The sequence below is a fragment of the Flavobacterium sp. 245 genome, from assembly GCF_004362055.1.
GTDB lineage: Bacteria > Bacteroidota > Bacteroidia > Flavobacteriales > Flavobacteriaceae > Flavobacterium.
Window position 1 is genome coordinate 142,421 of the sequence record NZ_SNXB01000013.1, and the last position, 25,661, is coordinate 168,081.

The following is a 25,661-nucleotide window of genomic DNA, read 5'->3' on the forward strand; positions in this document are numbered from 1 at the left end:
TAGATGTTTAAAAGCGAGATTTAATGATCTCGCTTTTTTTTTGCCCTAAACTTTTAAAAGCTTTTTCCTATATTTATAGTCTAAAACCTAAATATGACATCAAAAATCATTTCTAACGGAATTTTAAGAGCATTAGCAACTATACTTGTAATTTGTGCTGTTTTGTATTTTTTATATGAAATACAAACTGTAATTGTTTACCTCTGTATTTCACTTATCCTGTGCCTAATAGCAAATCCGTTAGTGCAGTTTTTAAAAAATAAATTAAAATTCGCAAATTCATTGGCGGCGACCACAACCATTATTCTTTTTATATTGTTGATGGTTGGGTTTATCCTTTTATTTGTCCCGTTAATTATTTCGCAGGCCAATAATTTAGCACTTTTAGACACCAATCATTTACAGGCACAATTTGTAGAAACAGAAAAAAGTTTAGAAACTTATTTTAATATAGAGCATATTGATTTAACCAAAATGCTAAATAACTCAAAAATAACATCAGCTTTAGATTTCAACTATTTCACAAGTTTTATAAACTCTATTATGAACTTTATGGCCGATATGGGAATGGGCTTAGTTTCGGTATTTTTTATAACTTTTTTCTTCATTAAAGATCAGGAAACTTTTAAAAGCCAAGCCAGAAAAATTCTTCCCGACACAAATGAAGACAAGATCATAAATTCAATAACCAAAATAAATCATTTACTCACCCGCTACTTTATTGGTTTGTTATTACAGCTTACAGTCGTTTTCATTTTGTACATTATTGTACTAGTCATTTTTGGAAACAAAAACGCCTTCGTCATTGCTTTTTTATGTGCTATTTTAAATATTATTCCATACATAGGGCCAATCATTGGAACCATTTTGGCGGCGCTATTAACCATGATCAGTTTAATTGGAAAAGACTTTCAGTCAGAAATTTTGCCTACAACAATCTATGTCGTAATTGGGTTTTTATTGGTTCAGGCTATCGATAATAATATCAGCCAGCCCATAATTTCATCAAAAAGTGTAAATTCGCACCCACTAGAAATATTTTTGATTACTTTAATCAGTGGTATTACATTTGGAATCGTTGGGATGATTATTGCCATTCCGGTTTATACCATGCTTAAGGTAATTTTAAAAGAATTTTTCCCTGACAATAAAATCGTCTCCGTATTAACCGAAAGAATTTAGCTTTGAACACTATTATTTTGCACCAAGATATTCAAGATTTTATATCTAAAAATATTGGTGCTTCGATTGCAAAACTGGCACTTCAAAAAAATCCTTTTCCTGAAACAGAATGGATTTTGATTTTAAATCAGATTGAAGCCAAAACAAAAGCTAAAGATAAACTGCCAACTTGGTTTAAAACGGAAAATATTATTTATCCCAGCAAAATTTCTGTTGAACAGACTTCTTCTGAAAAAACGGCTACCTATAAAGCTTCTTTAATTTCGGGAGAAACTTTGATTGATCTTACAGGAGGATTTGGTGTTGATGATTATTATTTTTCACAAAAATTTAAATCTGTAACACATTGTGAAATCAATGCAGAATTATCAGAAATCGTAAAACACAATTTAGAGCAGTTAGAAGTAAAAAATCTGACTTGTTATGCTGGTGATTCGGCTGAAATTTTAAAAGAATCAAATCAAAAATGGGATTGGATTTATATTGATCCTTCTCGAAGAAATGATGCAAAAGGCAAAGTTTTTATGCTGAAAGACTGTTTGCCAAATGTTCCTGAATCACTCGATTTTTACTTCGAAAAAAGCAATTCTATTTTGATCAAAACAGCACCTTTGCTTGATATTTCAGCAGGTTTATCTGAATTGAAATTCGTAAAGAATATTCATATTATTGCCCTTGAAAATGAAGTAAAAGAACTGCTTTTTGAAATTCACAACAACTATCTCGGGAATATCACGATTAAAACGGCTAATATTCTAAAAGATAAAATAGAAACATTTGAATTTGTTTTAGGCAATGAAAATGAATTTGCATCTTATCATTTGCCCCAAAAATATGTTTACGAACCCAATTCGGCTATTATGAAATCGGGCGGATTTGATGAAGTAAGTACTTCTTTTAAATTAAATAAACTTCATAAACACTCCCATTTATATACTTCTGAAGAATTAATTGATTTTCCGGGCCGGACTTTTGAAATCGAAAAAGTGATTCCGTATAGCAAAAATGAAATAAAAACAGAGCTCGCAAATCAACAGGCAAACATAACAACACGCAATTTCCCTGAGACGGTAGAAAACATCCGAAAAAAGTGGAAAATAAAAAACGGAGGAAATTTATATTGTTTTTTTACAACAGATAAAAATGATAACAAAATAGTTTTAATTTGCAGAAAAATAACTTAAAAATGAAACAACTAATTACGCTAACCTTTTTTCTATTAACCTTTACTGGATTTGCACAAAAACCATGTGAATACAGTGCCAATGTAAGTGATTCTATTGGGACTTATAAAATAACAAACGAATATCTTATCAGTGAAAAAAACTTTGGAGGAAACTCAAGCTATGTCTTTTTCTCGCTGGCACAAACCGATGGACTGCCAACACTTAACTTACAACTTATTCAAAAGAGTAAAGATTTTATAAAAGCAAACTGTTTTGATAAAAACTCACGCGTGTTTTTACAGCTTCAGAACGGGAAAGTGGTAACATTAATGCATATTAATCAAGAAAACTGCGGTACTTTAATTCATGACAGCGGCATTGACAACAGAGTAAACACCGGTATTTTTATGTTCATGAAAGACAATTATGAAGAACTTAAAAAATCGCCTGTTACCATGATGCGTATTAAATATTTAACGGATACTGAAGATTATATCGTTAAAAGCGAATTGAAATCTGAAATGAATAGCAAAGTTTACAATCCAGATACTTATTTTATTCAGAACATTCGATGCGTTGAATAATTATTCGCATTTCCAGTTTTGATTTGAAACTTTATCTTTCAAACCCGTTTTTAAATTATAATGCCACCATTCTGAATCAAAAGAATTGAAACCATTTTTGATCATTATTTTTTTAAGAAACTTTCGGTTTGATTTTACTTTTTTTGAAAGCTTTGCATAATCGTGGCTGGCTTCGATTCCAAAAAAATCAAAAGGAGTTCCCATATCAACTTCTTTTCCATTACTATCAACTATTGAAATATCTACGGCTCCTCCTCTATTATGGATGGAGCCTTTTTTTGGATCTGCTACATAATTAGGGTTCGATACAATTTCCCACATTCTTTTTTGAATCGATAGTGGCCTGTAACAGTCGTAAAGTTTTATTCTGAAACCTTTTTTCTTGAAATCATTATTTGCTTCAATTAATGCTTTCACGGTTTTCATTCTCAAAAAACATTCAGCACAATCATATACTTTTGCTTTCAAAAAATTATCTTCGGTTGCGTATTTCATGTCATATACAAAATCTTTGCTGAAGTCTTTTAAATTAACGAAAGAAGTATCTGGAATTTCTTGTTTTACAGGACTTTCGTAAACTTCATTTTGAGCTTTTGAAGAAATATTCCAAAGAAGAAAACCAGCAAAAAGCAAAAATTTAAAAGATTTTGACATAATGTTTATTATTTAAAAAATGAAATTACTCAAAAAAACGGAATCTGAGATTTAATTTATAGAATTTTCAAAAATCTATTTTTCTATTTTTTTACTATTTTTTTCGAATTATTAAGATCTGGTTATTTCATTTTTTTTTCATTAAATTAGCTAAACACCACTTTATAAGTTAATTAGTTAATTCAAAAAAAGAAATATTATGAACAAAAGAACAAAATATTTACTTATAACTGCGCTGAGCTGTTTTTCTATAATAGCATGTAAAAAAGAAAGCATTAAAAGTGTACCTACGACCGATTCAACTTCAATAAGAACTGAAGCTTTGAAATCAGATTCTGCAGTAATTAATCCGACAGATACATTAATAGATCTGGTTGGAAAGAGTGTTATTGGTACACATTTATTATCAGAGAGCAAATTAACTCCAAGATTAAAAACGCTTTTAGGCACTGATTATGATCAAATGATTAAATATTGGAATACTGAAACTCCGTTTGAAAAAGAAGGTGAAATTTTGCACGCAAGCGGATGCAAACAGCATGACTGCAATACTTACTCCTATGATTTGTTTATTGATATAAAAAACAACAAAATCAATGTGTATAAATTCAACGAGTCAAAAATGAATGTTTTCGCCGAAGATAATTTTAGAATTGTACTGAAAGATTCTTTGTTACGAAATTTGAATATTAAGAAAGAGAATGCTAAAATTCAATAAGTCTTAAAGTCGAAAGTCAAAAGTCGAAAGTGAAAAAAGCGGTTCGATACCGCTCTTTTTATACTAATAATTTATTTCAAAATGTTTTTAGATTATAGTTTAGATCTTTGGACTTTCGACTTTCGACTTTCGACTTTGAACTCCTAAATCTCCCCTGTCATCAGAATATTTTCTTGAATTCCTTTATCTCTCAGCATTCTGAAATGCGAACGCACGGCATGATAAAATGGATAAGAAGTATACGGAAGGTCATATTCTTCGGCATAACGCATTATAATTGGCGTGATGTATGGATAATACGTGTGCGCAACGCCCGGAAAAAGATGGTGCGCAACGTGATGTGTAAAGCCTCCGTATAAAAAATTTGCCAGTTTGCTGTTTGTGCTAAAATCCTTTGTGACAATCATTTGGTGCATTGCCCATGTAGCAGAAAGATTTCCTTCTTCATCTGTTCCTGGAAAATGTGCGTCTTCATCAACATGCGTCGAAACTAAAGCGACAACTCCTAAAGCGCTTCCGCATAAATGCATAGCAAACCAGGCTCCCAAAACTAAATACCAAGGTTGACTCAGCAGAAACATTGGAACAAAAAGCAAATAAAACAGATTTATAATTTTTGCAGCGAATAATCTATAGATTTCCTTTCTCGGAATCTTGTCAACTACTTTTTTTACATAGTTATTTTTTGTTCCGAAAAAGTCCTTAAAATCACGAATATAAATCCAGTTCAAACTATAAAGCGGATAAATAAACCACATATAAATGTGCTGGTATTTGTGACAATTTAATAATGGACTATTTGGAAAAATCCTGATGATATCACTCTGCTTAATATCAATATCCCAATCGGGAACATTTGGATAAGCATGGTGAAGATTAATGTGACGACGTGTCCAAAGCCAATGATTGCTTCCAAAAAGCTCCAATATGTACATAAAACGTTCATTGTGTTTTGCTTTTTTAAAAAGAGCTCCATGAGCGGCATCATGAAAGGCATTTATAAAAAGGACAATCATAGTAAAACCGCACAGAATGTAAAAGAGAAATAATAACGGAGTACTGTTCCCAAACAGCAAAATACAAGCATAAAATAAAAAGAAAAGAATTACAAGTCCGATAGACTTAATAATGTTTAACAGATACAATGATGAGTTTTGTAAAACAGTTTCGTTCACTTCTGTGCGCAACTTTTTAAAAAAATCATCATTACCCGCTTTGACATAAACTGGGCGTTTTAATTTTTCCATACTATTTGGTTTTGCTAGAAATTGTCATATCAAATTTAATAAAAAAAAGTTAAAATGCGATAAAACAAACCATTAGCATTAAAAAAAAGTAAGAAAAACTTAACATCGAAAAAGTGCAGAAAAATACAGAAGTACTCCTAAATAGTACAACAAAAACACATCATTTTCATTTCCATTTCTTTGCAAACACAGCAAATACTTATTGCCACGTTGTTATTCGGCTGTTAATTACTGAATTTATAAAGCTGCCATACAGTTTCACTTTTTCGTATTTTGCCTATTAAATACATTATTAGAAACTTTAATTATGCTGAAATTTAAATACATCGTAATCACTTTGCTTTTTTCTGCACTAGCACACAGCGGGCCAATTATTTATGTAAATCAGGTCGGATTTGCACCAAAAAGTCCAAAAGTGGCTATCATAGGAGTTAAAGATAATCTGAATTCGGATGCAACTTTTGATCTTATTGACACTACAACAAATAAAACAGTATTTATTGGTTTCGTTGGAAAAGCGCAAAAAGTAGATGACTGGAAGCTTGGCGAATTGTACTATAAAGCCGATTTTTCTTCTTTTCAAAAAACAGGAAACTATAAAATTAGTATCCAAATTGCAGATCAAATCTATGAATCTGCCAATTTTTCGATTGAAGAAGATATTTTGGCAAAGCGAACCATTTCGTCAATTGTACATTACTATAATAAGCAAAGAGCAAATACGCCAGAAGAACTTGAAGCCGACAAAAACATGTTATTATTTGGCAGCACAAAAAGAGTTGATGTTCATGGCGGATGGTGCGACGCATCTGGCGACGTTAGCAAATATATGTCGCATTTAGCGTATGCTAATTTTGTATCGCCACAGCAAACGCCTTTAGTGACTTGGTCGCTAATTAATACATCTGAAGCAATTCCTGAAAAGCTTACGCAATGGAAAATAAAAGATTCATTAGACAATGAAGCCATTTGGGGTGCCGATTATTTAATGCGCTGTCTGTCTGATGAAGATTATTTTTACATGATTGTCTTTAGCTATTTTGACAAAAATCCATCAGCCAGAAGAATTGTAGGGCTTAAAGCCAATAGTGTCACTACAAATGAATATCAAAGTGCTTTTCGCGAAGGCGGAGGAATGGCAATTGCGTCACTGGCCAGAATTTCACAATGGAAAAAATATGGCGATTTTACCTCTAAACAATATTTGGACGGAGCCAAACGAGCTTATGCACATCTTTTGGCAAACAATACCAAATATGATGATGACGGAAAAGAAAATATCATTGATAATTACTGTGCCTTAATGGCGGCAACCGAATTATGGATAGCAACTAATGATGATTTCTATCAAGAAGAAGCTAGAAAATGGGCACATGCTCTTGAAGGCAAAATGACCGACAAAGGCTGGTTTAAAACTAACGAAACCGATCGTCCGTTTTGGCATGCTGCAGATGCAGGTTTGCCAATAGTAGCACTAACAAGATATTTAAAAAAAGAAAAAAATAATGATGAGATCAAGGCAGCAAAAAATGTCATAAAAAAAGCTTTAGAATATAATTTGGCTGTCACTAATAATGTAGAAAATCCGTTTGGTTATGCTAGACAAACGTTTTTGTTTGAAAACAAATTAAAAGACGGCTTTTTTATTCCCCATGAAAACGAAACCGGCTGGTGGTGGCAAGGAGAAAATGCGAGATTAGCTTCACTCGCTACAGCAGCAATAGAAGGCGCAAAAATCATCTCTTTTCAAAAAAATGATACTGAGAAAAAATCGCTTGATCAATACGCATCACAGCAATTATCATGGATTTTAGGTTGTAACCCTTATTCTGTTTGCTTTTTATATCAATTTGGAGAAAAGAATGTTCCGTATATGCATTCAAATTACGGACATGGATCAGAAAAAGGAGGCATCTCAAACGGCATTACGGGTAAAGAAGGAAACCCCGACGGATCGGGAATCGATTTTAAAATGGATGTTGACGGAAATGATGAATGGCGCTGGACGGAACAATGGATTCCACACTCAGCATGGTTTTTACAGGCTATTACGGCTTTGGCAGAAAATAAAAATTAGAATTTAATTAGAAACTGTATTTACTCTTCAAATGAAAAATTCAATACTAGCAATTGCCTTACTGATCACGAGTTTTTTCCTTCATGGAAATAGCTTTGGACAGGCAAAAAAATCAAAATTTAAGGCTTTAGTTTTATACGAAAACGGCGGACATCATTTGCCTTTTACTTTGACGGCGAAACCTTGGCTAAACAAACTGGCAATTGACAGCAGTTTTACAATTGACTACATTGAAAATACCAAAACAATAAACGAGGCACTCTTAAAACAATATAAAGTTTTTATACAACTTGATTATCCTCCTTATACGTGGAGCGAAGACTCGATGAAAGCATTTCAAAAATACATGACCAGCGGAAAAGGCGGCTGGGTAGGTTTGCATCATGCAACTTTACTAGGAGAATTTGACGGATACCCAATGTGGAAATGGTTTTCTGATTTTATGGGAGGAATAAAATTTGTAAATTATATTCCCACTTTTGCAAATGCCAAAGTAACGATTGAAGATAAATCACATACAGTATTGAAAGGAATCCCTTCTCCCTTTTTAATACAAAAAGAAGAATGGTACATTTATGATAAAAGTCCGCGCGCGAATGTTCATGTTTTAGCATCGGTCGATGAATCAACTTACGAACCTGATTCAAAAATCAAAATGGGAGATCATCCTGTAGTGTGGACAAATGATCATTTTGCTTCACGAAATATCTATATATTCATGGGACATTCTCCGGAATTATTTAAGAATGAAGCTTACACAACGCTGTTGAAAAATGCAATATTTTGGGCAGCTGGCAAAAACTGAAGAATTTACTTTTACAACTTACATTATACGTTTTGTCTTTTCCTTTTTTTACTATAATTTCTTTTCCAAAATAAAAGGAAAAGAATACCCATAAATAGTACTAAAATATCTATTTTCATTATAAATGGTATTCGCATTATCTGATCATTATAATAACTTCCGCCTAGCAAAGCGCCGCATCCTATACCAATTTCCATAGAAATATACATGGTTGCAATTGCTTTTCCACGATGTTCCGGCTGACTTAGATCGATCGTCCATGCATTTATTGCGGGCGACAATATGCCAGTACCCATTCCGTAAAGCGCGGCACCAGCAAGCATGATATTTAATTCTTTTCCTTCACTGATTACAAATAATGCAACCGAAGTTATTATTAATCCAATCAAGATAACATTTGTACGCCCGTATCTGTCAGAAACTTTTCCAGCTCCAAACCTTACTAGAACTGATGCAATTGTAAAGGCCGTAAAAAATACGCCTTTGTTTTGAGCCCCCAGATGTTGGCTCCAATCCGGAATCAATGTCAAAATTAAACCATATGCTGTATAAGAGAAAAATGTAATGACTCCTGCAGGAAGCGCTCCAACATCAATAATATCCTTTCGGCTAAGATAGAACATGGATTTATGAAGCTTTTCTTTTACCGCCAAAGTTTCTTTCATATTCATTACAATAACAATAGATAAAAAAGCAAGAAAAGAAGAACTGTAAAACATAACCTCGATACCAAAAGCATTCACAACCATTCCGCCAATTGCAGGTCCTAACGCACCTCCAATACTAAAACATAAACCATGCAAACCTAATGCTTCTCCCCAACGTTCCTGAGGAATAATATCAGCAACATATGCTGATGTTGCTGTAGGTTTAAATCCTGTCGAGAAACCGTGTACTAATCGTAAAAATAGAAATCCAGAAACGGAACTTAATATGGGATATAAAAAGCCGCAGATCACACAAACAGTAGATCCCACTGCCATTACCGGAACCCTTCCCCATTTGTCAGTAAGTTTTCCGCTAAAAGGGCGTGATATTCCAGCCGTAAGCGTAAACAATGAAATAATAAAACCTTTATACTCTGCTCCACCTAAACTGCTTAAATAACTAGGAAGTTCTGGTATAATCATATTAAAACTTGACGAGAACAAAAGCGAACTCATACAAAGTAAAATAAATTGAAGGGTATAAATAGATTTTTTATTTTGGACCATTGTCAGGTTATTAGAATATTTTCTGCAAAAGAAAAAAGGAATAATTTGCGATGCAAATATACTTTTCTATTCTAATAAAATCTGGGAAATCTGTTGGAAATAACGAACTAAAAAACTACTCTGATATTTAAATATATCGGTATTAAATCAATTATACAAAATTATAAATAACCAGAATTTAAACCCTCCAGAAATAATTAATCAGCTTTAAAATCTAAAGAATCTTTACAGGTTTTAAAAAATGTATAGGCCCTTTTCTCTGCATAGGAGTAAGTTGAATTTCGCAACGGAAAAGCGCAGTGTCCTCCATATTTTGGAGTTTCCAGATAAACATATTGGCTTTCTTTAGCAATTGCTCTAGGATAACATCTTTCTCCTAAAAAAGGATCATCCAGAGAATTAATAATTAAAACCGGAGTGGTGATATTTTTAAGAGAAAATTCGGGAGAAACACGCTCATAATAATCGGCTCGGCTCGCAAAACCATGCAGTGGAGCAGTAAAATACTGATCAACTTCATCAAAAGTAGAAATATTGTCAATTTGATCACTATTTATAAAGTCAGGAAACTGTGTCGCCTTATGTTTGAGCTTTCTTTTAATATCAATAGTAAAATTCTTTAAATAAACTCTGTTGAAGCCTTGCTTAAGAACTTCGGCACTTGTTGCAATATGAGTTGGCACTGAAATAGAAACACCACCTTTTATTCGCTCATCAATTTTTGTCCATCCAAAATAATTCAGAAGCTGCACACCTCCCATTGAATATCCGATATAAACATCTTCAAATCCTTTTTTCAAAACAAACTGAACTACCGCCTCTAGATCATCTACTGCACCATGATGGTACAGCCTTGGCAGGCGGTTCATTTCTCCTCCGCAGGTACGGTTATTCCAAGCAAAAACAGAAAATTTTTTCTGTTGAAAATAAGCTGCACAGCTATTATTGTAAGTTCTTCGGGAATCCCCTTCTAAACCATGGCATAAAATCACTGCTTTTTTAGGATCATCAATAATAAAATCGATATTGATAAAATCGCCATCCATCAACTCTAATTTTTCTCTAGTATATCCGGGAACTTCGAACTTTTTAAACAAAGCGGCATAAATAGTAGAAACATGCCTGTTCCGATACATAATACTAGGTAAATCATATTCTGATTGTTCAATTACTGGCATGATAAAAAGATTTTGGTGCGTTATACAAATCTACTAAATCAATCAATATGTAATTTAAAACTGTCTTTTTTATTTTGTTTTTGTGAATTATTATTTAAAAGATGTTTTATCAGTCCTTGTTTTCATGCGCGAAAGGTAAATGAAATAAGGAAATATCTATTGTTTAGGAAGTAGTATAAAACAAAAAAGCCACTCAATTGAGTGGCTTCTTGTGATCCCAGAAGGATTCGAACCTTCGACCTACGCATTAGAAGTGCGTTGCTCTATCCAGCTGAGCTATGGAACCATTTGTTTTAAAACTTTATGGTAAAGTTTCTGTCGGGGTGGCAGGATTCGAACCTGCGGCCTCCTGCTCCCAAAGCAGGCGCGATAACCGGGCTACGCTACACCCCGAAGGCAAAATTTAAGCGGAGAGACAGGGACTCGAACCCTGGCGACGGTTACCCGTCGACAGATTAGCAATCTGCTCCATTACCGCTCTGGCACCTCTCCAAGCTCAAGAAACGTGTTCTGTTTTGCGGTTGCAAATGTAAGACAACATTCCATATCTCACAACTATTTTTACGCTTTTTTTAAAGTTTTTTTCATCTTTTTTCTAAAACACTTCACAATCAAACGAATAGAATTAACAAAAATTTGATCTTAAATTTAAAATCACCCTATTTGACACAAAATTTGAATTTATTCAAATAAAGAGTAAATTTGCTAGATAACTAATATTAACAGAAAATGAACAAAAGAGTTGTGATTGTTTCTGCCGTTAGAACACCTATCGGAAGTTTCATGGGAGGGTTATCTACCGTACCCGCACCAAAATTAGGCGCTGCCGCTATTAAAGGAGCCCTTTCTAAAATTAACCTTGACCCAAAATTAGTTGATGAAGTTTTCATGGGGAACGTAATCCAAGCAGGCGTTGGACAAGCTCCGGCTCGTCAGGCCGCACTTTTTGCAGGATTATCAGAAGAAGTTGCTGCGACAACAGTAAACAAAGTCTGTGCCTCTGGAATGAAAGCTGTAATGTTTGGCGCACAGGCAATCGCATGCGGAGATGCTGAAATTGTAGTGGCTGGCGGAATGGAAAGCATGAGCTTAATTCCACACTATGTACAAATGCGTGCCGGAAACAAATTTGGTCCAGCAACAATGCTTGACGGAATGCAAAAAGATGGTTTGACAGATGCTTACGATAACAACGCAATGGGAGTTTGCGCTGATTTATGTGCAACTGAATACAACATTAGTCGTGAAGAACAGGATAATTTTGCTATTCAGTCTTATGAGAGAAGCGCAAAAGCCTGGGATGCTGGAAAATTTGACAATGAAGTTGTTCCTGTTGAAGTACCACAAAGACGTGGCGAACCGATTATATTTTCAAAAGACGAAGAATATACCAACGTTAAATTAGATAAAATTCCTTCATTAAGTGCCGTTTTCACAAAAGACGGAACGGTTACTGCAGCAAATGCTTCAACCATTAATGATGGAGCTGCCGCTTTAATTTTAATGTCTGAAGAAAAAGCAAATGCATTAGGCCTAAAACCACTTGCCTACATAAAAGGTTATGCCGATGCAGCTCAAGAACCAAAATGGTTTACGACAAGCCCTGCAAAAGCATTGCCAAAAGCATTAGACAAAGCAGGAATTTCAATTTCAGATGTAGATTATTTCGAATTCAACGAAGCATTTTCTGTGGTTGGTCTCGCCAATTCAAAAATCTTAAATTTAGATAACGATAAAGTAAACGTAAACGGTGGTGCAGTATCTTTAGGACATCCTCTTGGTTGTTCAGGAGCAAGAATCATCGTAACTTTGCTAAATGTTTTAGAACAAAACAATGCAAAAACCGGAGCCGCTGCAATTTGTAATGGTGGTGGTGGTGCATCCGCAATTGTTATCGAAAGAGCTTAAATACTATTAAAACAAAATAGGAGTTATTGATTTAACTCCTATTTTTCAACTTATAAATTACCCTAAATGTTCGGAATTTGCAATTTAGCCATAGTACCCGTTCGAGCCGAAGCTAGTGACAGAAGTGAAATCGTTACACAACTTTTGTTTGGCGAGCACATCGAAATTTTAGAACGCCATAATCAATGGGCCCGAATAAAAATTCAGTTTGATGACTATGAAGGCTGGGTAGATTCTAAACAATATCAGGTAATTTCTGAAGCCAATTATAATCAGTTAAGCAAAGAGGCTATTATTTTGAATGCTGATTTGATTGATTATATAACTGCGCCAGATAATTTATTGCTACCAATTCCGCTTGGCGCTTCCCTAACTTTTCTAAATAATAACGAAATCAATATTTCTAATTTTGATTTTGAAGGAACAAAAACCAGCGGCATAAAACCTAAAAGCGCTCTTATAAGTACCGCATTTATGTATTTGAATGCGCCTTATTTATGGGGCGGAAAAACTCCTTTTGGAATTGACTGCTCAGGGTTTACCCAGATGGTTTACAAACTAAATGGCTATAAAATTCATCGCGACGCCTCACAGCAAGCGCTTGACGGCGAACCTTTAAGTTTTATTGAAGAAAGCGAGCCGGGAGATTTGGCCTTTTTTGATAACGACGAAGGAAACATCATTCACGTCGGAATCATTATGGAAAACAATTACATCATTCACGCAAGTGGAAAAGTACGTATCGATCGTTTAGATCATACCGGAATTTACAATCCGGAAATAAATAAGCATACTCACAAACTTCGTGTGATTAAGAAGATTATTTAGTTTTTAGCCACAGATTAAAGGATTAAAATGATTTTAAAATCTGTGTTAATCTGTGAAATCAGTGGCAAAAAAAAAAAAAAATCCGCGATAATCCGCGTTTTCGCATGCGAATCCGTGTCATCCGCGTGCCATTTTATCACGCACTAATTCGAATCGTTTTCCTAAACTCAGAAGGACTATTCCCTCTTTGCTTCTTAAAGAATTTATTAAAGTGACTTTCATCCGTAAAGCCAAATTCATACGCAATTTCATTAATTCGTTTATCACTGAATTGCAAACGATGCTCGATCAGTTTCGTTTTATAATTGCTAATATATTGTTGCATCGTTTCGCTGGCATGCTTCTTAAAATAGCGCCCTAAATAAGTATTCGAAATTCCGAAATAATCACTTATTGACTCCGCTTTAATTTTCTCCGGATAGTAAATATTATTCTGAATATATTGCAAAATATCCATTGCTTTTCCTTCCGTTCCAACATTCACCTGTTCAGGCAAATACTTCGCAATATTTCTAGCCACAATAATAATCAGTGTATTAACCAGTTGCTGAATCAATTCCTGATTGTAAACATCTTTATCCTGATGTTCACGACAGATTGCTTCAATCATCACTTTTACCAAACACTTATCGGCATCATTCTTCAAAATACAACCCGGCTGATGATTCGCATTCTGCAGAATATATTCTAAACGCTGAATATTTTCATTTTGCAGACTCGAGTTCTTCAAATAAATATCATTAAATCTCAAAAAGAAAAACTTCGTTTTCGTCTCAATCGTAAAATTATGACAATCGTCAGGCGTCAATAAAAACATATGTCCCGCATCATATTCAAAAATATTTTTGTTGATGCATTGTGAACCAGTTCCTCCCAAAATATAAACCAATTCAAAGAAATTATGACGATCTCCCACATCCGGATATTCATCCAGAGTTTCAAAGGAAACGGTAAACGGCTCGTATAAATTTTCTTTTTTCATGAGATGTAAATTATTTGAAGTTGCAAATTTACATAAAAAAGACAAATATATACAAGTTAACACTCTTAAAAATGGTATAATTTTGCCAAGTGAAATTTAAGATTTAAAAATACAACATTATGGAATATAGAAAATTAGGCAATACCGAACTTGAATTATCAACTATTACATACGGCGCATTTGCCATTGGCGGAAATATGTGGGGCGGAAACGAAAAAGCAGATTCAATCGCTTCCATTCAAGCATCAATCGACCACGGCGTGACCACAATCGACACCGCTCCTTTTTACGGATTTGGTTTAAGCGAGGAAATGATTGGCGAAGCTATAAAATCTCACGATCGTTCAAAAGTGCAGTTATTAACCAAATTTGGTTTGGTTTGGGACGGTAGCAACAACAGAAAAGGCGATTTCTTTTTCGATGCCGATGACAACGGAAAGAAAATCCCGGTTTACAAATACGCTTCAAAAGCAAATGTTATTAAAGAAGTCGAAGAAAGCTTAAAACGCCTTCAAACTGATTATATCGATTTATTGCAAATTCACTGGCCAGATTCGACAACGCCAATTCACGAAACAATGGAAGCTGTTGAAACCTTATTACAACAAGGAAAAATCAGAGCATTTGGAGTAAGCAATTACAATATTTCTCAAATTCAAGAAGCGCAAAAAACAGTTCAGGTTGCATCAAATCAGGTTGCATACAGCATGCTGAATCGCAAAATAGAGACGGATTTAATTCCTTTTACAGTTGCAGAAAACATCGGAATTATTGCTTACAGTCCGATGGAAAGAGGTTTATTAACCGGAAAATATTTCACAGACAGCAAACTAAAAGAAAACGATCACAGAAATGGTTATTTCGGTCAATTTGATCTTCAAAAAGTAAAAACTTTAGTCGAAGAATTAAGTTCATTAGCAAACGCAAAACACATTTCAATTTCACAATTGGTTTTACGCTGGACAACATTACAAAAAGGAATCACAATCGTTTTGGCCGGAGCAAGAAATGCAGAACAAGCAATTTCAAACGCAAAAGCAATGGATTTTGATTTATCAGGTTCTGAATTAGATTTCATCAATCAAGCCATCTCAAAAGTAAACTAAAAAGTTTTTTAAACACATAGAAACATAGCCAATAGGCACGCAGAAAGGCATTTCACTTAGCCTAAAAACACATAGCTATGTGTGAGAAACTAGTTTCTTTCCACATCCTTTTTTAGCCAAAGAAAACTATGTTTCTATGTGTTTGAAATTATGCGCAACAATAAAAACAATTTGGTTGTGTCCCAAGGGCCGGGCTATCCGTTGCAATCTTTTGTGCCTCCCGATAGCTATTGGGACCGGCACAAAAGGATTTCCACTGCTATCCCTCACGAATTCATAAGAACATTAAAGACATGAAAAAAATATTTATCATAAACGGAAGTCAAAATTTCGCACATTCAGGTGGAAAATTCAACCAAACCGTTACCGACTGGACAATCGAATACTTAAAAAACAGCAAGCAATTCGAAATTAAAACAACCGACATCAAACAAGATTTTGACCTTGATGAAGAAGTCGAAAAATTCGTTTGGGCTGATGTCGTAGTGTATCATACGCCAGTTTGGTGGTTTCAATTACCAAACCTTTTCAAAAAATACATCGACGACGTTTTCACGGCCGGACACAACAAAGGGATTTACAAAAGCGACGGAAGAACCAGAACCAATCCAGACATTAATTACGGTACTGGTGGACAATTACACGGACGAAAATATATGCTGACCACAAGCTGGAATGCGCCTGCAACTGCCTTCACGCTTCCGGAAGAATTCTTCGAAGAAACATCTGTAGATGAAGGAGCTATGTTTGGTTTCCATAAAATGAATAAATTTGTAGGTATGGAAAAACTAGACAGTTTTCATTTCCACGACGTTGAAAAAGGTGCCACTGCCGAAAACATTGTCATCTTTGAGAAAAACTACAAAAATCATTTAGAACAAATTTTTAAAACCTTATAATCATGATCTCTATCACCGCTATCATCAAAAGCAAAAAAGAAAATATTGAAGAAGTTAAAAATATGGTTCATTTTCTGGTAAATGAAACAAGAAAAGAAGAAGCCTGCATTCGTTACGATCTTCACAATACTGAAAATGTTTTTATCATTTGGGAAGAATGGAAAGACCAACCTGGCCTTGATTTCCACAACAATCAATCGTATTTACAGGATTTCATCAAGAAAAGCGAAGGCTTGGTTGCCTCTCCTATCCAGGTTTATAAAACAACACAATCATTATAAAAAGTTACAATAATTAGGTGTCAATAAATTAACTTGCCTCATCTTTAATTAGTTAAACATGAGTAAATACCATCTTGCCGAAATTAATATTGCCAAAATGAAAGGAGTAACGATAAATGACCCGATCATGAAAGAATTTGTAGACAATTTAGATCTTGTCAACAAGTTAGCCGAAGACAGCGAAGGTTTTATCTGGAGATTAAAAGATGACAGTTACAATGCCACAAACCTGAATCCGTACAATGATGAACAGATTATTGTGAATGTTTCGGTTTGGGAGAATATTGAAACTTTGGAACATTATATGTACAAAACCTTTCACAGTGAGTTTTTAAGACGCCGCAAAGAATGGTTCCTAAAATTCGGAAAAGCAGCAACAGCAATGTGGTGGATCCCAAAAGGACACATACCGACACTTGAGGAAGCCGTAGAAAAGTTAGATTATTTACAGCAAAACGGTCCTTCACAATTGGTTTTTGATTTTAAAAACAAGTTTTCTGAGCCAGAATTAGAAAATAAAATATATTTTTTTTTTGCCACAAATTACACGAATTTTCACTAATTATTTTTTTCTTTTGCCACAGATTAAAAGATTAAAAAGATTTTTTTTTGTAAAGCTTCAACCTATGTAAGGTTTGGAAAAATTCGTGTAAATTCGTGTAATTCGTGGCTAAACCTTTTTTTACTTTATCCCACCGAAAGCACCAAAACACATATTCTTGTGTAAAATTTCAACGCTTGAAAAACCAACTTTCTTCATCAAATCCAATTGATAATTCATCGATCTTGGTGTATCTTCTTTCTCTATATAATCCAATACTTTCTGACGGTATTCTGCTCCGCCAATCCCCTCTAAATAATCGCCATAACGTTGCCAGGTATATTCATTTAATAAGTCCGTGTCTTGTATAATCAAATCCGAAATCATGAAACAGCCACCTGGTTTTAATAATTTGAATATTTTAGTAAAGGTTGTTTCCCAATCTTGGTCATCTCTTAAATGATGCAAAACCGCTCCGGCCAAAATAATATCAAAATGGTTTTCCGGTAATTCAACTTCACGGATATCACCATGCTTTACTTCTACTTTACCGTTGGTTGCTGCAGAAACTCTTTCAAAAGCTCTCTCTAACATCGGCAAACTCAAATCAACCAAAGTGCTATTCAAATTGGGCAATTTTGATAACATTTTTAAAGTATAATTCCCGGCACCGCAGCCGATATCCAAAACATTTACGGCATTCGGCACAATCCTTTTAGAAGCTTCTGTAATTAATTCTAAAGAAATGGTAGCGTCGATTGTAGCGACTTGGCCAGTTTCTAAATTTGAAAATCGTTCGACATCATTGTCAAAACGTTCTCTGATCTCTTCAATAGTTGATTTTTTCATAGTTATGTTTTTTTGTTTATTTTGCCACAGATTAAGGGATTAAAAAGATTTTTTTTTAAAGTTGCAGATAATTTGTCTGCCACGAATTACACCAATTTTCACGAATTAATTTATCTTTTTGAATTTGTGGAAATTTGTGTAATTCGTGGCTAAAGAAATCATGCTAATCAATGTAATCTGTGGCAAAACTTTTTTTTTGTAAAACTATCATTTTGATATATACTTCAAAAATACTTATTTTGTCAATTATCAATACTTAATAAGTATTTATGGAATTACGTCACTTGAAATATTTTTTGGCTGTAGCCGAAGAATTAAACTTTACCAAAGCTGCTGAGAAATTATTTATCTCGCAACCGCCTTTGAGCCGGCAGATTATGGAATTGGAAGAAGAACTTCAGGCAAAACTTTTTATCAGAAACAACAAAAAAGTAGAACTTACCGAAGCTGGAAAGTATTTCGAAAAAGAAGTCAAATCACTTTTTCAAGATCTGGAACGCATTTCCGTGAAAACAAAAAAAATAGCAGAGAATGTTTCTGGCGAATTCAGAATCGCGTATATCAGTTCGATTTATTCGTCTGTTATTTCAGATTTGATCAAACACTTGAAAGAACAATTTCCTTATGTGAATTTCAAGCTTTTTGAAGTATCAACTACCAAACAAATTTCAGCTTTAGAACAGGGCAAAATTGATTTGGGAATTATTCGGTCACCAATAAAGTCCCCGAAAATAAAAGCACAATTGTGGTTTCAGGATGGGTTTTCGGTAGTTTATAATAAGAGTTTAATTAAAATTAAATCCGAAGAAGAGATTCCGAAACTAAAAGACGAAACTTTTGTGTTCTTCAATAAAGATTATGCACCGCATTACCATGAAGTTTTATTGGAACTTTGCGCTTTTTACGGTTTTGAACCGAAAATTATTCACGAATCCAACAACATCAATTCGATTGTCCAATTAGTCAAAAATGGTTTGGGAGTTTCGATTGTTCCTTCTAACATTGCGAAGAATAATCAGGATCCAGAAATTGGTTTTATTGAATTGAAAAAAGTCAATTTATATACAGATGTTTCGTTAATTACTTCAAAAGAAGATGATTCTGAGATTACGAAATCGGCAGTTGAGTTTTTGCTGAATTTTAAAAGATAATGTCGCAAAGTTTTCTCATTTTATGTCATTTCGAGGTACGAGAAATCCTCGCAAGTAACTCCGTAATGAGAATCCAATCTTTGTCGAGCTTCTCGCGAGGATTTCTCGTACCTCGAAATGACAAACAATACGTTCAAATTACAATTTAAAAAAACTTTGCGACTTCGCGACTTTGCGAGATTAATAACCCAACCCTAAAATTTGCGTCAAAAAAGTTACAATTTATCACAACCAAATTCCCTAAAAACACCGAACTTTTAAATACCTTAGCAAATTATAATTCTCGTTAAAAAATCAATAAAAATGGCTGAGCAATCTTCAATTATATGCCCAAATTGCGGGACACCAATCGATGTAAATGATGTTTTAAAACATCAGTTGGAAGATAGTATCCGTAAAGAATTTCAACAAAAAGCCAATGCTCAATCCAGGGAATTGGAACTTAAAAATGAACAATTCGAAAAAGCCAAAGCCGACTTTGAAGCTAAAAAGAAACAGGAAAATGAACTTTTCGCTGAACGTTTAGAACGTGAAAAAAAGACAGCTGAAAAAGAGATTACCGAAAAGCTAAAAACCAAACTCGAGGAAGAAAATAAAGATCGTTTGACCTTAATGGAAAAAGAACTTTCTGAGAAATCAGAGAAGCTTCGAGAATTGAATAAAATGACGGGCGAAATTGCAAAACTCCAACGTGAAAAACTGGAGATGAAAGAAGCAATCGAAGCCGAAGCTCAAAAGCAATTAAACGCTACTTTGGTTTTAGAACGTGATAAAATCCGCAAACAGGAAGAAGAAAAAAACGAGCTTAAAATAAAAGAATATCAGAAACAATCTGACGATCAGAAAAAGCTAATCGAAGAAATGAAACGTAAGCAGGAACAAGGTTCTATGCAGTTACAAGGCGAAGTTATGGAATTAGCGATCGAAGAATGGCTGGCGAATAATTTCCCATTAGACAGTATTGATGAAGTTAAAAAAGGCGCAAATGGTGCCGATTGTCTTCAAATTGTAAACACACGCGAATTACAAAATTGTGGTTCTATTTATTACGAAAGTAAACGTACCAAAGCTTTTCAACCTTCGTGGATTGAGAAATTCAAAAATGATATTCGAACTAAAAGAGCCAATATTGGTGTTTTAGTGACCGAAGTAATGCCAGCCGGAATGGACCGAATGGGAATGCGTGACGGTATCTGGATTTGTACTTATGAAGAATTTAAAGGTTTGAGTGCTGTTTTACGTCAATCATTGATTCAGGTAAGTCAGGCGGTTCAGGCGCAGGAAAACAAAGGTGATAAAATGTCGATGTTGTATGATTTTTTAACGAGCAACGAATTCCGTTTGCAGATTGAAGGAATCGTGGAAGGTTTTACGCAGATGCAAGGCGATCTTGATGCCGAAAAAAGAGCGATGCAACGTATCTGGAAACAACGCGAAAAACAAATCGAAAAAGTAGTTCATAATACTTTAGGAATGTACGGATCGATTCGCGGTATTGCCGGAAATGCAGTTCAAACGGTTCGTGCTTTAGAACTGGATTTTATTGAAGAGGACGAAGAAAACTCTAAGGAATTATTAGAATAACAATGCGAATATAGAACGCGGATGATACGGATTCGCTAAAGCGAAGACACGGGTTTATACGGATTTTTATTCTTTTCGTACTGCATGTCATTGCGAGGAACGAAGCAACCACATTTGCTTAATAAGTGTGTTTTTTTTTTAGTGCGGTTGCTTCGTTCCTCGCAATGACAATCTTGTGGCTACTTTATCAAAATAAATATTCTTATGAAAATGAGTGCCCTAGCCCTGATAGAAGCGGTATCCTTTTATGGTGGGGTTCACCATAAAAGATACAAGCGGATAGCAGGAATTAGCTCCTAAAAATCAATCAACCTTTCTAAAAACCAACAATTTCCCTGAAGGATTAGAAAACGTCAATCGATTATCTCCAATTGAATACGTTGTGGTGCTTTGAAGCGCTTTAGTAAATTCTCCCTCTTTATTACCGGGCGCGCAGGCCATCAAAGTAGAAATCACTTTTGTAAATCGTAATACATCTTTTTCATAAAAAATTTGCCCACTAATTCCGTTACAGCCTCCATAACCAGAAAATCTGTTTTCTGATGAATTAATTTCAATTCTTGGAAACTCCTTTTGAAAATCGGTTGCAAAAACTTTGTATCCGTTTAATTCTTCCAAAACCCAAATATCGTGAAGGCGATAATCGGTATTGTATTTTCCACATCCTTCCACTTTTTTAGATTGTAATTCCGAATTGTTTTTAATCTCAATTGAAACTTTATAGGGAGAAATAACACCAGACATTGAATTCTGACATTCCAATTGCTGAATTGTTATTGTTCCGCTGGATGTTTCGTTGCTAACTTTATACATTTTCACATTCGCATCCATCGCTTTTATGGCTTCGACTGCAGGAAATACAAGTTTTTCTTTTCCCGGAATCAAAGAAGTAAAAACAATTTCTTCACTACCCATTTTTATTCCCCAAAACGGTTCGTTACCGGTTGCTGTAAAATAGTATTTCATTTCGTCTTCCTGATTTCCATATTCAGAAGTAGTTCCTTTTGTATCTGAATTTTTGCTCGCTGTAGATTTACAGCTTACTGCTATTGAAAGTAACAGCAATAATGAAAGTAAATTTTTCATATCCTTCTTTATTAATAAAACACTTTTGTTCTAAAACATAGATAAAATTCTTATGAATTTACAACATTTTTTTGAAATTCTTATTTAGAATCTTTTCAAATTTAAAAAATCTATAAAGTGTAAAATCAACCAAAACCCGCACTACGTAAAGATTACGACAAAATACGTAGTAAATAAAATATATATCCAGTTGAAAAAACAAGTTAGTTACGTATTTTTATAAGTATAAATACTTATATTTGCGTAATAATACTTAATTAAAGAAATCATGATTAAAGTAATAGTAGTTGGAAACGGCATGGTTGGTTATAAATTTTGCGAAAAATTCATTGCAAAATCAGGACAGGAAAAGTATCAGATTACCGTATTTGGTGAAGAGCCAAGACGCGCTTACGACCGTGTTCACTTAAGTGAATACTTTGGAGGAAAAACCGCTGATGACTTATCAATGTCAACTAGTGAATGGTACGCAGAAAACAATATTATTCTAAACACTTCTGAGTTAATTACAGATATTAATCGTGAAGAAAAAACAATACATACACATTTAGAAAAAACGCATACGTACGATTACTTAGTTTTGGCAACAGGATCTTCAGCATTTGTTCCGCCAATTGACGGAGTTGAAAAAGAAGGTGTCTTTGTTTACAGAACCATCGAAGATCTGGATGCTATTATGGCTTATGCCAAAAAGATAAAAATAAAAGGCGCAACAGAAGCAGCCGTTTTAGGAGGCGGATTATTAGGTCTTGAAGCAGCTAAAGCAGTTCGAGATTTAGGATTGAATCCGCATGTGGTAGAATTTGCACCGCGTTTGATGCCAAGACAATTGGATCAAGGCGCAAGCGATATGCTTCAAGCTAAAATTGAAGAATTAAACATCGGCATTCACCTTAATAAAGCAACACAATATATTGACGGAAAAGAAAGTATAACGGGAATGATGTTTGCGAACGAGGAATTGTTAAAAGTAGACATGTTGGTTATATCAGCCGGAATTAAACCTCGCGACGAATTAGCTCGAGTTTCAGGACTTGAAGTCGGCGTTAGAGGCGGAATTGTGGTAAACAATCAAATGCAGACATCAGATCCTTCTATTTATGCCATTGGAGAAGCGGCACTTTACAACCAAAACATTTACGGACTTGTTGCTCCAGGTTACGAAATGGCCGATGTTGCTGCTGAGCAAATCTTAAATGGTTCTAAAACCATGAGAGAAACCATCGATATGTCGACGCAATTGAAATTAATTGGTGTCGAAGTGGCAAGTTTTGGTGATCCTTTTATTGAAAACGAAAATGTAACTGCCATTATTTATGAGAATAAATTATCCGGTATTTACAAAAGAATCAATGTTACTAAAGATTCTAAAACCTTATTAGGTGGAATTTTAGTTGGAGATTCTAGTGATTACAATTCACTTTTCCAGATTTACAGCAATGCAATGGCCTTGCCTAAAAATCCAGAAGATTTGATTTTAGGTTCTCGCGATGGCTCTGAAGGTTCAAGTTTAGGAAGTGTAATGGATTTACCGGATACAGCTGTAATCTGCTCTTGTGAAAATGTTACCAAAGGCGCCATCTGCTGCAAAATTTTAGATGAAAGCTGTTCTTCTTTATCAGATGTTGTTAAAGCAACCAAAGCAACTTCGGGTTGTGGAGGCTGTAAACCAATGGTTTCAGATTTGGTAAAAGCAACTCAAAAATCTTTAGGAAAAGAAGTAAAAGAAGTTATCTGCGAGCATTTCAACTATAACCGTCAGGAATTATTCGATTTGGTAAAAATCAATAAATATGAAAATTTTTATGATGTCTTGGATCATCACGGAAAAGGCGATGGTTGTGAGATATGCAAACCTGTTGTCGCTTCTATTTTCTCTAGTATTTACAATGATACAGCAAACAAACACGTAACAACACAAGATACAAACGATAGATTTTTGGCTAATATTCAGCGAAACGGAACCTATTCTGTTGTTCCGAGAGTTGCCGGCGGAGAAATTACAGCCGAGAAATTAATTGTGATTGGCGAAGTAGCAAAACAATTCGATTTGTATACCAAAATTACTGGAGCACAAAGAGTTGATTTATTCGGGGCACATTTGAGTGACTTACCTAAAATCTGGAAAATCTTAATTGACAATGGTTTTGAAAGCGGTCATGCTTATGGAAAATCACTTCGTGCCGTAAAAAGCTGTGTTGGAAACGCTTGGTGCCGTTACGGAATGGACGACAGCGCCGGATTTGCGATCGAATTAGAAAACAGATACAAAGGAATTCGTTCTCCACATAAATTAAAAGGTGGTGTTTCGGCCTGTATTCGTGAATGTGCCGAAGCCCGCGGAAAAGATTTTGGATTAATTGCCGTTGAAGGCGGTTGGAATTTATACATCACAGGAAATGGCGGAGCAAATCCAAAACACGCTGTTTTATTGGCCGAAAAAATCGACAAAGAAACCGTCATAAAATACATGGATAGATTCTTAATGTATTACATCCGCACTGCTGGCCCGTTGATTCGAACTTCAACTTGGTTAGAAAAACTAGACGGTGGTTTAGAGTATTTAAAAGAAGTTATCATCGACGATAGTTTAGGAATCTGCGAGACATTAGAAGCCGAAATGCAAACTTTAGTAAACACTTTCGAATGCGAATGGAAGCAAGTCCTTGAAAAACCAAGATTATTAAAACGTTTCAATCACTTTGTAAACACAGAAGAAAAAGACGACAATGCAGTTTTTGTTCCGTTAAGAGATCAAAAAATGCCAAAAGCGTGGTCTTAAAATAGTTGTTTTAATCTCGCAAAGACGCAAAGTCGCAAAGTCAAATTATAAAAACTTAAAGAAAAAAAACTTAGCGCCTTTGCGTCTTTGCGAGCAATTTCGTCCTACAGAAATAAGCTCCAAAAAAAGAAAAAATATCACAAACGTTTGCTGTCCTTCTTACCCTCTTTTTTACTGCGCCATCAAACTCTCTTGATTGTAAAAAGAGGGCTAAGAAACAGGAAATCAAAACTCAATCAAAATGGAAGAAATCTTAAATCAATACGAAACGGTTCATGCGAGCGATGCAACAATTTGGTTCAAAGCAGGTAAAGTAGAAGATTTTCCAACAAACCGAGGCGGATGCATCAAATACAAAAACAAGCAAATCGCAATTTTCAATTTTACACGTCGTAACGAATGGTACGCTTGCCAAAATGCATGCCCACACAAAATGGAAATGGTACTTTCAAGAGGAATGACAGGATCTGCTGATGACATTCCGAAAATTGCGTGTCCAATGCATAAAAAAACATTTTCTTTAGTTGATGGTTCAAACCTGAATGGAGATGATGATTTAAAAATTGCAACGTATCCGATTAAAGTTATTGAAGACGAAGTGTTTGTTGGATTCATAGATTGATTTCACACAATCTTGTCATTTCAACGAAGGAGACTCGAGCGATGGCGACTGGCGAAGCAAATCTTCGCAAGTAACTCCGCACAGAAAAGTAACCAATCTTTGTCGAGCTTCTCGCGAAGATTTCTCCTTCGTCGAAATTGTAAAGGTTAGATAATTCGGTAACAAAATTTAACTTTAATAAATTTTGTTACGATGAGAAATAATAGTCAAGATTCGA

The 25,661-nt window shown here is 34.6% G+C and carries 23 protein-coding genes and 3 tRNA genes; 16 read left to right on the forward strand and 10 right to left on the reverse strand.

Annotated features, from left to right (window positions below; genetic code table 11):
• Nucleotides 1–93 precede the first annotated feature (93 nt).
• Genes EV145_RS20275 through EV145_RS20285 form a run of 3 tightly spaced genes read left to right on the forward strand, consistent with a single transcriptional unit; the run spans nt 94 to nt 2,932 of the window.
• The gene (locus EV145_RS20275; protein WP_133527012.1) at nt 94–1,182 is read left to right on the forward strand and encodes an AI-2E family transporter; all 1,089 of its coding nucleotides are present in this window, start codon (nt 94–96) and stop codon (nt 1,180–1,182) included.
• A 2-nt stretch (nt 1,183–1,184) separates the two neighbouring features.
• Nucleotides 1,185–2,366: a class I SAM-dependent methyltransferase gene (locus EV145_RS20280; protein WP_133527013.1), complete on the forward strand. Its 1,182-nt coding sequence runs from the start codon at nt 1,185–1,187 to the stop codon at nt 2,364–2,366.
• 2 nt (nt 2,367–2,368) lie between these two features.
• A complete protein-coding gene (locus EV145_RS20285; RefSeq protein ID WP_133527014.1) occupies nt 2,369–2,932 on the forward strand; it encodes a hypothetical protein in 564 nt (187 codons plus the stop codon).
• On the opposite strand, the gene EV145_RS20290 is transcribed toward EV145_RS20285, so the two are convergent.
• A complete protein-coding gene (locus tag EV145_RS20290) occupies nt 2,933–3,586 on the reverse strand; it encodes a M15 family metallopeptidase (RefSeq protein WP_133527015.1) in 654 nt (217 codons plus the stop codon). It abuts the gene before it with no gap.
• A gap of 199 nt (nt 3,587–3,785) precedes the next feature.
• Here EV145_RS20290 and EV145_RS20295 point away from each other — a divergent pair, with 199 nt between their 5' ends.
• The gene (locus tag EV145_RS20295) at nt 3,786–4,304 is read left to right on the forward strand and encodes a hypothetical protein (RefSeq protein WP_133527016.1); all 519 of its coding nucleotides are present in this window, start codon (nt 3,786–3,788) and stop codon (nt 4,302–4,304) included.
• Between the two features lie 143 nt (nt 4,305–4,447).
• Here the strand turns inward: EV145_RS20295 and EV145_RS20300 are convergent, their stop codons facing one another.
• Entirely contained in the window at nt 4,448–5,551 is a 1,104-nt protein-coding gene (locus EV145_RS20300) for a fatty acid desaturase family protein (RefSeq protein WP_133527017.1), read from the reverse strand.
• A 307-nt stretch (nt 5,552–5,858) separates the two neighbouring features.
• Between EV145_RS20300 and EV145_RS20305 the strand changes: the two genes are divergently transcribed.
• On the forward strand, nt 5,859–7,628 hold the full coding sequence (locus EV145_RS20305) for a glycoside hydrolase family 9 protein (protein WP_133527018.1): 1,770 nt from the start codon (nt 5,859–5,861) through the stop codon (nt 7,626–7,628).
• Nucleotides 7,629–7,659: 31 nt separating this feature from the next.
• Complete coding sequence (locus tag EV145_RS20310) at nt 7,660–8,433, forward strand: ThuA domain-containing protein (RefSeq protein WP_133527019.1); 774 nt, start codon at nt 7,660–7,662, stop codon at nt 8,431–8,433.
• Between the two features lie 23 nt (nt 8,434–8,456).
• Here the strand turns inward: EV145_RS20310 and EV145_RS20315 are convergent, their stop codons facing one another.
• The 5 genes from EV145_RS20315 to EV145_RS20335 form a co-directional block, all read right to left on the reverse strand.
• Nucleotides 8,457–9,647: an MFS transporter gene (locus EV145_RS20315; protein WP_133527020.1), complete on the reverse strand. Its 1,191-nt coding sequence runs from the start codon at nt 9,645–9,647 to the stop codon at nt 8,457–8,459.
• A 197-nt stretch (nt 9,648–9,844) separates the two neighbouring features.
• The gene (locus tag EV145_RS20320; protein WP_133527021.1) at nt 9,845–10,825 is read right to left on the reverse strand and encodes a YheT family hydrolase; all 981 of its coding nucleotides are present in this window, start codon (nt 10,823–10,825) and stop codon (nt 9,845–9,847) included.
• A gap of 212 nt (nt 10,826–11,037) precedes the next feature.
• Nucleotides 11,038–11,111, reverse strand: a tRNA-Arg gene (locus tag EV145_RS20325).
• A gap of 32 nt (nt 11,112–11,143) precedes the next feature.
• Nucleotides 11,144–11,218, reverse strand: a tRNA-Pro gene (locus EV145_RS20330).
• Between the two features lie 15 nt (nt 11,219–11,233).
• Nucleotides 11,234–11,317: transfer RNA gene (locus tag EV145_RS20335), tRNA-Ser, on the reverse strand.
• A 237-nt stretch (nt 11,318–11,554) separates the two neighbouring features.
• On the opposite strand from EV145_RS20335, the gene EV145_RS20340 reads away from it, so the two are divergent.
• Complete coding sequence (locus EV145_RS20340) at nt 11,555–12,733, forward strand: acetyl-CoA C-acyltransferase (protein ID WP_133527022.1); 1,179 nt, start codon at nt 11,555–11,557, stop codon at nt 12,731–12,733.
• Nucleotides 12,734–12,799: 66 nt separating this feature from the next.
• Complete coding sequence (locus EV145_RS20345; RefSeq protein ID WP_133527023.1) at nt 12,800–13,561, forward strand: C40 family peptidase; 762 nt, start codon at nt 12,800–12,802, stop codon at nt 13,559–13,561.
• A gap of 136 nt (nt 13,562–13,697) precedes the next feature.
• Here EV145_RS20345 and EV145_RS20350 read toward each other — a convergent pair whose 3' ends face one another.
• Nucleotides 13,698–14,543 (reverse strand): AraC family transcriptional regulator, encoded by an 846-nt coding sequence (locus tag EV145_RS20350; protein ID WP_133527024.1) that lies wholly within the window; start codon nt 14,541–14,543, stop codon nt 13,698–13,700.
• Nucleotides 14,544–14,662: 119 nt separating this feature from the next.
• Between EV145_RS20350 and EV145_RS20355 the strand changes: the two genes are divergently transcribed.
• From EV145_RS20355 to EV145_RS20370, 4 genes are all read left to right on the forward strand, one after another.
• On the forward strand, nt 14,663–15,649 hold the full coding sequence (locus EV145_RS20355; RefSeq protein ID WP_133527025.1) for an aldo/keto reductase: 987 nt from the start codon (nt 14,663–14,665) through the stop codon (nt 15,647–15,649).
• A gap of 293 nt (nt 15,650–15,942) precedes the next feature.
• Nucleotides 15,943–16,548, forward strand: coding sequence for an NAD(P)H-dependent oxidoreductase (locus EV145_RS20360; RefSeq protein ID WP_133527026.1), 606 nt, complete (start codon nt 15,943–15,945; stop codon nt 16,546–16,548).
• A gap of 2 nt (nt 16,549–16,550) precedes the next feature.
• Nucleotides 16,551–16,829 (forward strand): putative quinol monooxygenase, encoded by a 279-nt coding sequence (locus EV145_RS20365; RefSeq protein WP_133527027.1) that lies wholly within the window; start codon nt 16,551–16,553, stop codon nt 16,827–16,829.
• Nucleotides 16,830–16,887: 58 nt separating this feature from the next.
• Entirely contained in the window at nt 16,888–17,391 is a 504-nt protein-coding gene (locus tag EV145_RS20370) for a DUF3291 domain-containing protein (protein ID WP_133527028.1), read from the forward strand.
• A gap of 120 nt (nt 17,392–17,511) precedes the next feature.
• Here EV145_RS20370 and EV145_RS20375 read toward each other — a convergent pair whose 3' ends face one another.
• The gene (locus EV145_RS20375) at nt 17,512–18,219 is read right to left on the reverse strand and encodes a class I SAM-dependent methyltransferase (protein ID WP_133527029.1); all 708 of its coding nucleotides are present in this window, start codon (nt 18,217–18,219) and stop codon (nt 17,512–17,514) included.
• Between the two features lie 269 nt (nt 18,220–18,488).
• On the opposite strand from EV145_RS20375, the gene EV145_RS20380 reads away from it, so the two are divergent.
• The gene (locus EV145_RS20380) at nt 18,489–19,370 is read left to right on the forward strand and encodes a LysR family transcriptional regulator (protein WP_133527030.1); all 882 of its coding nucleotides are present in this window, start codon (nt 18,489–18,491) and stop codon (nt 19,368–19,370) included.
• 303 nt (nt 19,371–19,673) lie between these two features.
• Nucleotides 19,674–20,954, forward strand: coding sequence for a DUF2130 domain-containing protein (locus EV145_RS20385; protein ID WP_133527031.1), 1,281 nt, complete (start codon nt 19,674–19,676; stop codon nt 20,952–20,954).
• Nucleotides 20,955–21,257: 303 nt separating this feature from the next.
• On the opposite strand, the gene EV145_RS20390 is transcribed toward EV145_RS20385, so the two are convergent.
• Complete coding sequence (locus EV145_RS20390) at nt 21,258–22,040, reverse strand: META domain-containing protein (RefSeq protein ID WP_133527032.1); 783 nt, start codon at nt 22,038–22,040, stop codon at nt 21,258–21,260.
• Between the two features lie 268 nt (nt 22,041–22,308).
• On the opposite strand from EV145_RS20390, the gene nirB reads away from it, so the two are divergent.
• Nucleotides 22,309–24,822 (forward strand): nitrite reductase large subunit NirB, encoded by a 2,514-nt coding sequence (gene nirB, locus EV145_RS20395; RefSeq protein WP_133527033.1) that lies wholly within the window; start codon nt 22,309–22,311, stop codon nt 24,820–24,822.
• A gap of 241 nt (nt 24,823–25,063) precedes the next feature.
• Complete coding sequence (gene nirD / locus EV145_RS20400; RefSeq protein WP_133527034.1) at nt 25,064–25,444, forward strand: nitrite reductase small subunit NirD; 381 nt, start codon at nt 25,064–25,066, stop codon at nt 25,442–25,444.
• The last annotated feature ends 217 nt before the right edge of the window (nt 25,445–25,661 follow it).